The sequence below is a fragment of the Pseudomonas sp. BIGb0176 genome, assembly GCF_024810175.1.
Lineage (GTDB): Bacteria > Pseudomonadota > Gammaproteobacteria > Pseudomonadales > Pseudomonadaceae > Aquipseudomonas > Aquipseudomonas protegens.
Genome location: NZ_JANUEC010000001.1, coordinates 1245011 through 1258563 on the forward strand (window position 1 = coordinate 1245011; position 13553 = coordinate 1258563).

Annotated in this window: 12 protein-coding genes; 6 read left to right on the forward strand and 6 right to left on the reverse strand. The window is 63.4% G+C overall.

The window, feature by feature from the left end; genetic code table 11:
- The first annotated feature begins 64 nt into the window (after positions 1-64).
- On the forward strand, positions 65-1102 hold the full coding sequence (locus M2395_RS05345; RefSeq protein WP_011061396.1) for a dienelactone hydrolase: 1038 nt from the start codon (positions 65-67) through the stop codon (positions 1100-1102).
- Between the two features lies 1 nt (position 1103).
- Here M2395_RS05345 and M2395_RS05350 read toward each other — a convergent pair whose 3' ends face one another.
- The 3 genes from M2395_RS05350 to M2395_RS05360 all read right to left on the reverse strand — a co-directional run bounded on the left by M2395_RS05350 (position 1104) and on the right by M2395_RS05360 (position 5194).
- Positions 1104-2291, reverse strand: a complete 1188-nt coding sequence (locus M2395_RS05350; protein ID WP_072450281.1) for an MFS transporter — start codon at positions 2289-2291, stop codon at positions 1104-1106.
- Positions 2292-2623: 332 nt separating this feature from the next.
- Complete coding sequence (locus tag M2395_RS05355) at positions 2624-4210, reverse strand: ABC-F family ATPase (RefSeq protein ID WP_011061394.1); 1587 nt, start codon at positions 4208-4210, stop codon at positions 2624-2626.
- Between the two features lie 249 nt (positions 4211-4459).
- Positions 4460-5194 (reverse strand): alpha/beta fold hydrolase, encoded by a 735-nt coding sequence (locus tag M2395_RS05360; RefSeq protein ID WP_053158645.1) that lies wholly within the window; start codon positions 5192-5194, stop codon positions 4460-4462.
- Positions 5195-5553: 359 nt separating this feature from the next.
- Between M2395_RS05360 and lpxO the strand changes: the two genes are divergently transcribed.
- The 3 genes from lpxO (at position 5554) to M2395_RS05375 (ending at position 8273) form a co-directional block, all read left to right on the forward strand.
- Positions 5554-6453, forward strand: a complete 900-nt coding sequence (lpxO, locus tag M2395_RS05365) for a lipid A hydroxylase LpxO (protein ID WP_077934160.1) — start codon at positions 5554-5556, stop codon at positions 6451-6453.
- A gap of 222 nt (positions 6454-6675) precedes the next feature.
- On the forward strand, positions 6676-7044 hold the full coding sequence (locus tag M2395_RS05370; RefSeq protein ID WP_077934159.1) for a hypothetical protein: 369 nt from the start codon (positions 6676-6678) through the stop codon (positions 7042-7044).
- 77 nt (positions 7045-7121) lie between these two features.
- Positions 7122-8273, forward strand: a complete 1152-nt coding sequence (locus M2395_RS05375; RefSeq protein WP_065364102.1) for a PQQ-dependent sugar dehydrogenase — start codon at positions 7122-7124, stop codon at positions 8271-8273.
- Between the two features lie 181 nt (positions 8274-8454).
- Here M2395_RS05375 and M2395_RS05380 read toward each other — a convergent pair whose 3' ends face one another.
- A complete protein-coding gene (locus M2395_RS05380) occupies positions 8455-9561 on the reverse strand; it encodes a GNAT family N-acetyltransferase/peptidase C39 family protein (protein ID WP_123430737.1) in 1107 nt (368 codons plus the stop codon).
- A 93-nt stretch (positions 9562-9654) separates the two neighbouring features.
- Here M2395_RS05380 and M2395_RS05385 point away from each other — a divergent pair, with 93 nt between their 5' ends.
- Positions 9655-11241, forward strand: a complete 1587-nt coding sequence (locus M2395_RS05385; protein ID WP_015635682.1) for a RimK family alpha-L-glutamate ligase — start codon at positions 9655-9657, stop codon at positions 11239-11241.
- A 6-nt stretch (positions 11242-11247) separates the two neighbouring features.
- Here M2395_RS05385 and map read toward each other — a convergent pair whose 3' ends face one another.
- Positions 11248-12012: a type I methionyl aminopeptidase gene (gene map, locus M2395_RS05390; RefSeq protein WP_011061387.1), complete on the reverse strand. Its 765-nt coding sequence runs from the start codon at positions 12010-12012 to the stop codon at positions 11248-11250.
- Entirely contained in the window at positions 12009-12209 is a 201-nt protein-coding gene (locus tag M2395_RS05395) for a ParD-like family protein (RefSeq protein WP_011061386.1), read from the reverse strand. Before M2395_RS05395 ends, map begins: the two co-directional genes overlap by 4 nt.
- A 294-nt stretch (positions 12210-12503) precedes the next feature.
- Here M2395_RS05395 and ilvA point away from each other — a divergent pair, with 294 nt between their 5' ends.
- Positions 12504-13541 (forward strand): threonine ammonia-lyase, biosynthetic, encoded by a 1038-nt coding sequence (gene ilvA, locus M2395_RS05400; RefSeq protein WP_015635681.1) that lies wholly within the window; start codon positions 12504-12506, stop codon positions 13539-13541.
- Positions 13542-13553 lie beyond the last annotated feature (12 nt).

A 13553-nucleotide genomic window follows, 5' to 3' on the forward strand; every position in this document is an offset into this window, starting at 1 on the left:
CTTGGCGGCAAGGGATGGCAGGGGAGAACGGCTTTCTCGATCCGGCGGCAAAGGTGGGCGTGCGATGAAACGTCTTTGTGCAATGTTACTGATCTGCTTGCTCAGCAGCCTGCTTTCGGTGCAGGCCGCCCCTGGGCCGCATCCGCACTGGAGCGTGGGCTTTCACGAGATGAGTTTTCTCGACCCCCTGGACCGGCAACCGATGCGCGCCATCGCCTTCTACCCATCCACCGGTATCGAGCACGGCAGCCAGCTTGAGGGCTATCAGATCGCTGCCTCGCGGGATGCCAAGATCGCCATCGGCCGCTTCCCGATGCTGATGCTGTCCCACGGTAACACTGGCACCCCTCTGGCCCTGCATGACCTGGCCACCTCTCTGGCACGCAAGGGCTTTGTCGTGGTGGCGGTGATTCACCCCGGCGACAACTCCAAGGACCACAGCCGTCTGGGTACCCTGAGCAATCTGTACGGACGGCCGATCCAGATTTCCGAAGCCATCACCGCAACCCTCGGAGACCCCATGCTGTCGCCCTTCGTCAATGCCGACCAGGTGGGGGTGATCGGCTATTCCGCCGGTGGCGAGACTGCGTTGATTCTCTCCGGCGCCACGCCGGACCTGGACCGCTTGCGGCGCTACTGCCAGGAGCGCCCCAATGACCGGGATGCCTGCAACACCCAGGGCGAACTGATCGTCGACCGCGACGACCTGCAACCGGTGGCCGACCCCCGGGTGCATGCCTTGATGCTGCTGGCCCCCCTGAGCCTCAAGTTCGGCCGCCAGACCCTGGCCGGGGTGCATGTGCCGGTGCTGCTCTACAGTGGTGATGGCGACCAGTTGGTGGCGCTGGACAAGAACGCCGCGGCCCTGGCGCGCAAACTGCCGGTGGCCCCGGACTTCAAGCTGCTGGCCGGCGCCGGGCATTTCGTGTTCATGGCGCCTTGTTCCGCACAGCAGATGGCCGCGATGCCGGCGCTGTGCACCGATGCCGACGGCGTCGACCGTGAAGACATCCACCGCAACCTGATTCTCGAAGCCGGCAACTTCTTCGCCCATACCCTGGGCCGGCCAAGCCGGGCCGGGATGCAGACCGCCGATCAATGACTCAGGCGCCGGCCCGGCGCTTGAGCATCAGGGTCAGGCCCAGGCCGGTCAGCGAGAGCAGGGCGGCGCAGAAGAAAATCCACGAATACCCCAGGTTCAACGCCACCGCGCCCATCAACGGCCCGGCGATGGCCAGTGCCAGGTCGAAAAACACCGCATAGGCGCTCAAACCTGCGCCACGGCTGCTGTTGGGCACTTGCTTGATGGCCTCCACTCCCAGGGCCGGGTACACCAGCGACAGGCCGAAGCCGGTCAACCCGGCCCCCACCAGGGCCCAGCCGGTGGAGGGCGCCAGCCACAGCAGGGCCAGGCCCAGGGTTTCGACGCACATGCAGGCGATGGCCGAACGAAAGCCGCCGAAACGGCTGATGCAGGAGATGAACAGCAGCCGCGAAAAGATAAAGCACACGCCGAACACCGTCAGGCAATAGGCCGCGCCGGTCCAGCCGCGGCTGAGGTAGAACAAGGTGATGAAGGTGGTCAGGGTGCCGTAGCCGATGGAGGCCAGGCTCAGGCTGGCGCCAAAGGGTGCAATGCGCCCGAACACGGCCCAGAACGGCAGGCGCTCGCCGCGAATCACCGGCACCGAGGGTTTGTTGCGGATCAGCAGCAACGCCAGGATCGCCAGGATCGACAAGGCGATGCCGAGGCTGACGAAACCGTATTGCTGGACCATCAGCACCCCCAACGGTGCACCAATGGCGATAGCGCCGTAGGAGGCAATGCCATTCCAGGAGATAGACCGCGCGGTGTGCTCCGCACCGACCTGGCCCATGCACCAACTGATGGTGCCGACCCCGATCAGGCCCTGGGCCACCCCCAGCAGCAGGCGCCCGCCCAGCAGCACGGCGAGACTCAGCAGCGGCCACTGGACGAGCAGCACCGAAACCAGGGTCAGCACCCCGCTGAGCAGAATCCCCAGCAAGCCGTAGATGATCGAACGCTTGGTGCCCACGGTGTCCGACATGCGCCCGGCCATGGGCCGGCTGAGCAGGGTGGCCAGGTATTGCGCGCCAATGGTCAGCCCGGCGACCACCGCGCTGAAGCCCAGCTGTTCGTGGACATAACCTGGCAACACCGCGATCGGCAGGCCGATGCAAAGGAAGGCGATAAAGGTATAGAAGACGATGGAGACGATCTGCAGGGTGATCGCCATGGAGCTTTGAGCGGGCGTTTGTGGCTCGGGCATGAAGGCTCGTTCGCGGGCGGCGGTTAGAGGCCTGCATCATCGCGTGCCGTGAACGTAAAAGAAAGCAGGCTAACTATCTATTCCCCGTACCCGATAGGCGCTGGCAGGAGCGGTGCAAGTCTTGCGGGCCTGTTCGCCGGCAAGCCGGCTCCTACAGAGACCTGTGGGTTCGTGCCGGAGCTGGCTTGCCAGCGAAGGCGCCCGCCGGGTGATGCAAGGCTGACGGGCCTTTTCGTCAGCAAGCCGGCACCTGCGAGCGAAGGGGGCATACAAAAAAGCCCCGTCACACTGGACGGGGCTTTTTTGTTGTCGCTTACCGCTTGCCGCTGTCTTTAGAACATCACGCCCTGGCTGCGCAGGTAGTCGTCGTAGGTGCCGCTGAAGTCGGTCACGCCGCTTGGGCTCAACTCGATGATGCGGGTGGCCAGGGACGATACGAACTCACGGTCGTGGCTGACGAAGATCAGGGTGCCCGGGTAGTTCTCCAGGGCCAGGTTCAGCGCCTCGATGGATTCCATGTCCAGGTGGTTGGTCGGTTCGTCCATCACCAGCACGTTGGGCTTTTGCAGGATCAGCTTGCCGAACAGCATGCGGCCTTGCTCACCACCGGAAATCACCTTCACCGACTTGAGGATCTCGTCGTTGGAGAACAGCATCCGGCCCAGGGTGCCGCGGATCATCTGTTCGCCCTGGGTCCACTGGCCCATCCAGTCGAACAGACTGACGTCGTCTTCGAAGTCATGGGCGTGGTCCTGGGCGTAGTAGCCCAGCTCCGCGCTTTCGGTCCACTTCACTGTGCCGGCGTCCGGGGTCAGCTCGCCCACCAGGGTGCGCAGCAGAGTGGTCTTGCCGATGCCGTTGGGGCCGATGATCGCTACGCGCTCGCCGGCCTCGACGGTGAAGCTGAAGTTCTGGAACAGGGTCTTGCCGTCGAAACCCTTGGACATGCGCTCCAGGGTCACCGCCTGGCGGTGCAGTTTCTTGGTCTGTTCAAAGCGGATGAACGGGCTGACGCGGCTCGACGGCTTGACTTCGGCCAGCTGGATCTTGTCGATCTGCTTGGCCCGGGACGTGGCCTGCTTGGCTTTCGAGGCGTTGGCGGAGAAGCGGCTGACGAAGGTCTGCAGTTCGGCGATCTGCGCTTTCTTCTTGGCGTTGTCCGACAGCAGTTGCTCGCGGGACTGGGTCGCGGCGATCATGTATTCGTCGTAGTTGCCCGGGAACAGGCGCAGCTCGCCGTAGTCCAGGTCGGCCATGTGGGTGCAGACACTGTTGAGGAAGTGCCGGTCGTGGGAAATGATGATCATGGTGCTGTTACGCGCCGTGAGGATGTTTTCCAGCCAGCGGATGGTGTTGATGTCCAGGTGGTTGGTCGGTTCGTCCAGCAGCAGCACTTCCGGATCGGAGAACAGCGCCTGGGCCAGCAGAACTCGCAGTTTCCAGCCTGGCGCGACTTCGGTCATCGGGCCGAAATGCTGTTCCAGGGGTATGCCCAGGCCCAGCAGCAGCTCACCGGCGCGGGACTCGGCGGTGTAGCCGTCCATCTCGGCGAATTCGGTTTCCAGCTCGGCCACGGCCATGCCGTCTTCTTCGGTCATTTCCGGCAGCGAGTAGATGCGATCGCGCTCGGCCTTGACCTTCCACAGCTCCTCGTGGCCCATGATCACGGTGTCGATCACGGTGAATTCTTCGTAGGCGAACTGGTCCTGGCGCAGCTTGCCCAGGCGCACGTTCGGTTCCAGCATGACCTGGCCGCCGGACGGCTCGAGGTCGCCACCGAGGATTTTCATGAAGGTCGACTTGCCGCAACCGTTGGCGCCGATCAGGCCGTAGCGGTTGCCGCCGTTGAACTTGACCGAAACGTTCTCGAACAGCGGCTTGGCGCCGAACTGCATGGTGATGTTAGCTGTGGAGATCAATTACTTACCTACCAATGTTTTAGCGCCGACCTTAAATCCACAGGGCGCGATCTGGAGCCTTCCAGGTCGGACCGGTATGGGTGTGGAACTGAGCCAGCGGGCGTACGTCGAGCGCAACATTCCGGCCAAGAGGCCAGGTTGCTGAGCGAAGAGTGCGGGGTGCATGTTGAAATTTGCGCGCATTGTCGCATATGTAAACGAGCAGTTGTATGACACAGGGGCAGGGATTTTAGCGCGGGCAGACGATGTTCAACCCCTGACGGGCATGGCAGCCGCTTCCAGCAGGTCGTTCAGGAAGTGCTGCAATTGCGCCGCTGCCGCGGCCGGCGCGGCCTGGAGCAGGCAGTGGGGCGCCTCGATCTCCACCAGCCGGGCGTCGCTGCGCAGCTGCCGGACCAGGGCCGAAGCCGATGGGGGCACCAGGCGATCCTGGCGGGCCCGCAGGTACAGCAGCGGCACCCGGCTGGCAGCCAGGGCCTGGCGTACATCCACGGCGATCACCGCCTGCAACCGGGCCTGCAGTACCTGCGGCGCCACCTGGGCGATCGCCGCCGCCAGTGCCTGACGCAGTGCCGGGGTGGAAAAGCCGCCCAGCAGCAGGGCATCCATGGGCCAGAACGGCAGGCGCTGCACCGGCAGAACCTTGAGCAGGGGCTGCAAAGGCGCAAGGCGCGGGCGCGGATTGCGTACAAAGCTGCTGCACAGCACCAGGCCCATCAGCCCTTCGGGATTGCGGGCGGCCACGCTCACCGCCACCGGGCCGGAAAAGGACTCGCCCAACAGGATGAATCGCCGGTTCGTCGGCAATTGCGCCATCACCCGCTCCACCAGGGCCGGGTAGCCCAGGGGCTGATCGCCGGGATAATGCAAGACCTGTACCGGCCAATGCTGGCCCAGGGCCTGGAGCAGCGGTTCGAACAGGGTGCCGGTGCCATCCATGCCCGGCAGCAGCACCAGGGTTGGTGGGAGATTGGGGTCGATCAAGTCGGGAATCCTTGCCGAAGAGGAGAGGGCAGCGGCACGCAGGATACCTCGGCAAGGCCTGGCAACACAGTCACTTGCGGGTCGCTACCGGCACCGAGCGGCTTTTGTTGAGCTGAATCAACAGCCGGCGCAATACCCGCATCTTTCAACGAAAGGAGCGCAGCTTTTAACAAATATGAGTTAACCATTGGTTACAAACTGTGGCTAAAATGCCAGCCGACGGCCAGATGCCGAGGGTCGAACCTGCGACGAAGAGCGTCGCCGGTTACGCTTTTTTCAACTCAGACGCTGCAATTTGCCTTTGGCCTTCCGGGCTTTCAGAGGCGCAGCATGTTCTCTTCTGACGTGTGACGATTTCCGTGAAACTCATCATTGCCGCTGTATACGTTTTATCCATTGCGTACGTACACCTGCGGGGGCGCGTGCGCCATAAACTGGGCCGCCAGCTCAGCGATCACTCGACCTTCCTGGCGCCCATCAACTGCTTCCTCTATCTGTTCTCCAAGTACCCCAACCGGCCGTACCTGGACCCGGCCGACTTCCCGGAGATGAACAAGCTGCAGGAACACTGGGAAGAGATCCGTGCCGAAGGCCAGAGCCTGCTACAGGCCGGCGAGATCAAGCGCTCGGACCAGTACAACGATGTGGGTTTCAACTCCTTCTTCAAGACCGGCTGGAAACGCTTCTACCTGAAGTGGTACGGCGACAGCCACCCTTCGGCGATGAAGCTGTGCCCACGCACCACCGAGCTGGTGCAGAGCATCGGTTCAATCAAGGCTGCGATGTTCGCCGAGCTGCCGCCTGGTTCGCGCCTGGTTCGTCACCGCGACCCTTATGCCGGTTCATATCGCTACCACCTGGGTCTTTCCACGCCGAACAACGAAGGCTGCTTCATCGAGGTCGACGGTGAGCGTTATCACTGGCGCGACGGCGAAGCGGTGATGTTCGACGAGACCTACATTCACTACGCGGAAAACACCACCGAGCAGAACCGCATCATTCTGTTCTGCGATGTCGAGCGGCCGATGAAGTACCGCTGGGCCGCTGCGTTCAATGGCTGGTTCAGCCGTACCGTGATGTCCGCCGCCGGCGCGCCCAACGATGCCGGCGACAAGACCGGTGGCCTGAACCGTGCCTTCAACAAGCTGTACAAGATCCGCTTGCGGGGCAAAGAACTGAAAAAGCGCAACCGCGCGCGCTACTACCTGGAAAAGTGGGCGATCTTCGCTGCACTGCTGTTGCTGTTCATCTACATCTGACGTTGCTCCCCCGCGGTGTAGGAGCGGGCTTGCCGGCGAACGCATCCTTGAGCCAGAGGCATGGCCAAAGGGCCCGTTCGCAGGCCAGCCAGCGCTTGCAGATGAAGGCACCGTGGATACCGGGTGTTACATGTTCTGAAGGATTATTTAGTTAACAAAGCCGAACCCTGGGCGTAGCGTGGAATCGAATTCGATACCTTGTCGCTCCTCAGGAGGCTTTTCATGAACGGTCTGGCTCGCGGGCTTGCCGCACTCATCGCGCTGGTCTGGACCAGCGGCGCGGCCTGGGCTGGCGCCCCTAAAGCACCTCCCACCCATCAACACCCTCTGCAATTGGCGCAGAACCTGCCCAGCAGCGGCAACAACGACCCCTACAGCAACCCCATCCGTCGCGCCAACCCCAACAGCATGCAGGGCACCCAGCCCAGCAGCCCGCCCGTGCGCGGCCCCAGCACCGCTCCGACCGGTCGCCCGCCAACCCTTGAGAACGGTGGCATCGGCAATGGCTACCCGCGTGGCGGGGTGCAGCGACCCAACCCTGATCCCCGGGTGCAAAGCCCCCGCGACAGCGATCCCGGCAACCGGCGCTGAAGCACTGTCCTGCCACCCTGGCGGCAGGTGCGAAACCTGCTACCGAGGATTTTCTCGATCGACAAAAGGAAGCGAGCATGTTGCGTAAAACCCTTATCGCCACCTTGTGCTCCAGCGTCTTGCTGGGCAGTGCCGTGCCCGCCATGGCCGCCACACCCCAGGCTTTTCCCAGTGAACAGGGCACGCTGAACCTGACTCCGGTGGCTGCCGGCCTTGACCATCCCTGGGCCCTGGCATTCCTGCCGGACCGCCAGGGCATTCTGGTGACCGAGCGCCCGGGCAACCTGCGGCTGGTCGGCGCGGACGGCAAGCTTTCGGCGCCCCTGAGCGGGGTGCCCAAGGTCTGGGCCAAGGGCCAGGGCGGCTTGCTGGATGTGGCGCTGTCGCCGGACTTCAAGCAGGACCGCATGGTGTATCTGTCCTATGCCGAAGGTGGCGGCGCGGGCGGGACTGCCGGCACCGCCGTGGGCCGTGGCCGTTTGAGCGATGACCTGAGCGGGCTCAAGGATTTCCAGGTGATCTTCCGGCAGGAACCCAAGCTGTCCACGGGCAATCACTTCGGTTCGCGGCTGGTGTTCGACCGCGACGGCTACCTGTTCGTGACCCTGGGAGAAAACAACGACCGGCCCACCGCCCAGGATCTGGACAAGCTCCAGGGCAAGATCGTGCGCCTGTACCCGGATGGTCGGGTGCCGGATGACAACCCTTTCGTCGGCCAGGCCGGGGTGCGCCCGGAGATCTGGAGCTACGGCCACCGCAACCCCCAGGGGGCGGCGCTCAACCCCTGGAGCGGCACCCTCTGGGAGAACGAACACGGGCCCAAGGGTGGCGACGAGATCAATATCATCGAGCGCGGCAAGAACTACGGCTGGCCTCTGGCGACCCACGGCATCAACTATTCCGGCCAGCCGATCCCCGAGGCCGTGGGCCAGACCGCGCCCGGCACCGTGGCGCCGCACCATGTGTGGGAGAAGTCCCCCGGCATCAGCGGCATGGCCTTCTATGACAGCGACCGCTTCAAGCCCTGGCAGCACAACGTGTTCATTGGCGCCCTGGCCAGCCAGGAGCTGATCAGGCTGCAGTTCAACGGTGATCGGGTCGAGCACGAGGAACGCCTGCTGGGCGGGCTCAAGGCGCGTATTCGTGATGTGCGCCAGGGCCCGGACGGCTACCTCTACATCCTCACCGACGAGGACCAGGGCACGCTGTACAAAGTCGGCCTGCAATAGCCCCGGGCTCCCTTGCAGGCGCCCACAGGGGCCGCGCAAGGCTGCGGGCCTTTTCGCCGGCAAGCCGGTTCCTACGGGGGGCGGCTGCGGGGCGTATCTGGCTGCTGTAGGAGCTGGCTTGCCAGCGAAGGCGCTGGCAGGGGCCGCGCAAGGCTGCGCCTCTTCACCGGCAAGCCGGCTCCTACGGGTGGGCTCGCGGGGGGAAGAGGATCACCGCGGCGCGCAGTTTGCTGCTGCCGAAACTGCACATCTTGGCGAACTCGCCGTGACTCACCGGCAGGTGCTGGCAGTCCAGGGGCTGGCGGTGCTGGCTGTGGTCGACATCCGGGTCGTGGAGGTAGACGAAGTCCTGGTCGCAGTCGGTGACTATCACCCAGTGCGGCGCCTTGGAGCGGGTCAGGCGATAGCTGCTGATCAGCACCAGGGGCTGGCCGCGTTCACGCAACAGGCCGGGCAGGTCCAGCGGCCCGCCGAGCACCTGCTGCACTTCGCTGGCATCCAGTTCCTTGCAGAACTCATCGTGGACCAGGCGCATGACGTCCTTTTTATGTTCGTCGCGCACGCCGTTGAGAAACAGCGGCCCGCTGCTGTTGACCTGCAAGCGCACGGCAAAACCGCGGCGCCAGGCCGCCAGGGCCAGGCCCTGGGGGCTGCAGCCACCATGGCCCGAGGTCATGAAGACGGTGGTGGCTTCACGCCAGATCTGCAGTTCCTCCCGACGCTCCAGGGGCCGTGAAGGTTGCAGGGCGCCCATGGCCATCAGCAGGCAGGCGGGGCCGCAGGTGAAGTCGGTGGTCTGTTGGTAGTAGGGCACGCGGATGCTGCGGGTCTCGCGGTGCTGGAGGATGCGTTTTTCCAGGCGCAGGGCGTCGGCGTGGTCCTGGTAATAGTCGGGGACCAGGGCGAAACGCCGGTAGCCGTTGCGCTCGTACAAGGCGATGGCCGCAGGGTTGTCGGTGCGTACCTCCAGGCGCAGGTAGGCGCAGTCATGGGCCAGGGCACAGGCCTCCATGCGTTGCAGCAGGCGCTTGCCCAGCCCCAGGCCCCGGGCGCTTTCGGCGATGGCCAGGGAATACAGGCGCGCCAGGGAGGTGCCGCGATGAAACAGCACCAGGGCATACCCCAGCACCTGCGCCTGCTGTTCGGCCACCAGCAGCTGCCCATGGGCGCGGCTGATCATCCACTGGAAGCTGCGCGGGGTCAGCCGGTCGCTGGTGAAACATTGCTCTTCCAGCGCCACCAGCGCCGGCAAGTCCTCGAGGGTTGCAGTGCGAAAGACAAGATCCATATGACCGCCGTAAAAGTTGCGTAATGAAACGAGACTTCAAAAAAAGTTCGTGCTTAATAGAAAGGGTCAGGTTCTTCAGCGAGAGCGAACTTTATGTCAGCGGTACAAGGTCATTGGCGAGAAGTATCCGGGCAAAGTTTGCCTGCGACAATCACTTCCTCAACTAATATTGCCCGGCTGGACAAAACCTCAAGCCAGGTAATCATTATTGTCGAACGCAAGGAAGACTGGGCCTCGTACTTTCCCAGCGACGACATCCTCACGGCCCAGGAGTACCTCGAACACAGCCGCGAAAGCGCGCCCGGCAAGCGCGTCCAGGTGATCAACCTGTGCCGCAGCTACAAGTACCTGGGGCATGGCTACTATTGCTCGCTATTGGCTGAAGCCCGCGGTCACCGGGTGATTCCCTCGGTGCGCACCATCAGCGAACTGACCCGCAAGGCGCTTTACGGGTTGGCCCTGGATGATCTCGACAAGAGCCTGGAAAAGGCCCTGAGCAATCATCTTTACCGCGATACCGAAGGCTTTACGCTGACCCTTTACTTCGGTCGAACTCATATAGAGCCCTTGCAGGAATTGGCTCGGCAATTATTTGAACTCTTCCCTTGTCCGATCCTGTTAGTTGATTTCAAGCGAACTAACAGTTGGCACATCGAAGGCGTCAAGTCGGGGGCGCTGCATAAGTTGCGCGAAGATCAGGAAGATCAGTTCGCCAACTCCCTGGACAGTTTCAGCCGCAAGGTCTGGCGGGTTCCGCGCTCCCGGCAAGTGGCCCGTTATGACTTGGCCATTCTCCATGATCCCCAGGAACTGCTGCCGCCTTCCAACCCTCGGGCGCTGGAGAGTTTCATTCGCGTGGGCAAGGGCCTGGGCATCGATGTGGAACTGATCGAGAAGAAGGACTATTCGCGGCTGGCCGAATATGACGCGCTGCTGATCCGCGAGACCACCAGCGTCGACAACCACACCTACCGTTTTGCCAAGAAGGCCGAGAGCGAAGGGCTGGTGGTGATGGACGACCCGGCGTCGATCCTGCGCTGCACCAACAAGGTCTACCTCAGCGACCTGCTCAAGGGCCATCAACTGGGCATGCCCGCCACCGAGATTCTCTACAAGGAGCGACCGCAGGATTTCGAACGGGTCGGCGAGCGCCTGGGTTTTCCCCTGGTGCTGAAGATCCCCGACGGCTGTTTTTCCCGCGGAGTGATCAAGGTCGAGAGCCAGCAGGCCTTGATGGAAGCCACCGCCGAGCTGTTCGAGCACTCGGTACTGCTGCTGGCCCAGGAGTTCTTCTACACCGAGTACGACTGGCGCATCGGCGTGCTCAATCGCAAACCGATCTTTGCCTGCCAGTACTTCATGTCCAAGGGCCATTGGCAGATCTACAACCACAAGGCCAAGGGCCAGGACATCAACGGCGAGTGCCGCACCCTGGCGATCCACGAAGCGCCCCGGGCGGTGGTGGATCTGGCGGTGAAGACCGCCAACCTGATCGGCGACGGCCTGTACGGCGTCGATCTCAAGCAGTCCGGCGACAAGGTGGTGGTGATCGAGGTCAACGACAACCCCAACCTCGACGCCGGCATCGAGGATGCCTACCTGCAGGACGATCTCTATGCCCTGGTGCTGGAGGAGTTTGTCCGCCGCCTGGAGCTCAAGCGGCGCGGCCAGGCCTGGTAGGGGCCTTCATTGCGGTTGCAGGGTCAGCACCTCGAAGCCGTCCCGGGTCACCGCCACCGTGTGTTCCCACTGGGCCGAGAGGCCGTTGTCGCGGGTGACCACGGTCCAGCCATCCTTGAGCCCGCGAACCCGGGCGCTGCCCTGGTTGAGCATCGGCTCGATGGTGAAGACCATGCCCTCGCGCAGCTCCAGGCCGGTACCGGGGCGACCGAAGTGGAGGATTTGCGGCTCTTCGTGCATCTGCCGGCCGATGCCATGGCCGCAGTATTCACGGACCACGCTGTAGCCCTTGGCTTCGGCATGGGCCTGGATGGCATGGCCGATATCGCCCAGCCGGGCGCCGGGGCGCACCACCTTGATCGCCGCCCACATGGCCTCGAACGTGGTGTCCACCAGGCGCCGGGCCTTGGGCCCGACGGTGCCGATCAGGTACATCTTGCTGGAGTCGGCGATGTAGCCGTTCTTCTCCAGGGTGATGTCGATATTGATGATGTCACCGTCCTTGAGCACGGCCTTGGGGTGGGGCATGCCGTGGCACACCACCTCGTTGATCGAGGTGTTGATGCAGTAGGGGTAGTTGTACTGGCCCTTGCTGGCCGGGCGCGCCTTGAGTTCATGGCGGATCAGGTGTTCCACCGCGGCGTCCAGCTCCAGGGTGGACAGGCCGGGGGCGACAAAACCGTCGAGATAGGTGAACACCTGGGCCAGCAGCCGCCCGGCTTCGCGCATCAGCGCCAGTTGTTCCGGGGTCTTGATCAGGGCCTGGGTCATGCGCGCCCCCTGAGCAGGTCGGGCTTGTTCAGCAACAGCTTGTTGATCAGGTCGTTGTAGGCCAGGTGAGGGTTGAGTTCGGCCAGCAGGCCGATCTTCATCCAGAACTCGGCCTGGGCATTGATCGAGCGGTCCATGGCGGCGCTGGCCACGCGGATCTGCTCGTGCAGTTCATCGGAGATCTTGACGATGCCCATGGGGGCCTCCCTTGAGGAAATATACGAATCATATATGTTTCGTATATTGAGCTTCAAGCCACGGTGCCCAATGGCAGACGTCGCCGTTCAAGGAGGCCGGGAAAAAAGCGTTGACCGGACCCTGCTGGCGCGAGTAATTTCCAGCCCATGACTTTCCCTGCATATCGTTCCCAGCCAAGCATTATTACCGCCATTCCTTATTGGCGGGCTTGCTGACGACTGCACCCAACCCGCCCTGGAGGCGGGTTTTTTCTCTCTGTCTCCCGGGCTTCGTACACAGCCAGGAGATCCACCATGAGTCGCCCCAGCCGTTCTGCTACCCCCCAGCCCAGTGCCGACATGGCGTTGCTGGAGCGCTACGTGAAGATGATTCTTGCGGCGCCGGTCTACGACCTGGCGATCCGTACGCCGTTGCAGGCGGCGCCGGCGCTGTCCGAGCGGCTGGGCAATCAGATCCTGCTCAAGCGCGAAGACCTGCAACCGACCTTTTCCTTCAAGATCCGTGGCGCCTACAACCGCCTGGCGCACCTCACCCCGGAGCAGAAGCTGCGCGGAGTGGTCACCGCGTCCGCCGGCAATCATGCCCAGGGCGTGGCGCTGGCGGCGCGGGAACTGGGGATCAAGGCAAGCATCGTGATGCCCGCCAGCACCCCGGAACTCAAGGTGCTGGGGGTGCGCAGCCGCGGCGCCGAGGCGATCCTGCATGGCCAGAGCTTTCCCTTCGCCCTGGAGCATGCCCTGGATCTGGCCCAACGCACCGGCAGTACCTTTGTTTCACCCTTTGATGATCCCCATGTGATTGCCGGGCAAGGCACCGTGGCCATGGAGATCCTGCGCCAGCAGCAGGGCGAACTGGACGCGATCTTCGTTCCGGTCGGCGGTGGCGGGCTGATCGCCGGGATCGCCGCCTATGTCAAATACCTACGGCCACAGATCCGCATCGTTGGTGTCGAGTCCGAACATTCCAACTGTCTGCAACAGGCTCTGGCGGCAGGGCAGCGGGTGGTGCTGCCTGAAGTGGGAACCTTTGCCGACGGCGTTGCGGTGGCGCAGATCGGTGAGCATGGTTTCCAGATCTGCCGGCATCACGTGGATCAAGTGATCAGCGTCAGCAACGACCAGCTGTGTGCGGCGATCAAGGACATCTACGACGATACCCGCTCCATCACCGAGCCCTCGGGCGCCCTGGCGGTGGCGGGCATCAAGGAATACGTGGCGCAAAGCGGCGTCCGCGGCCAGACCCTGGTGGCGATCGACTCGGGGGCCAACATCAACTTTGACAGCTTGCGCCACGTCGCCGAACGCGCCGCCCTGAGCAACGCCGCCTTGTAGGAACAGACCTGC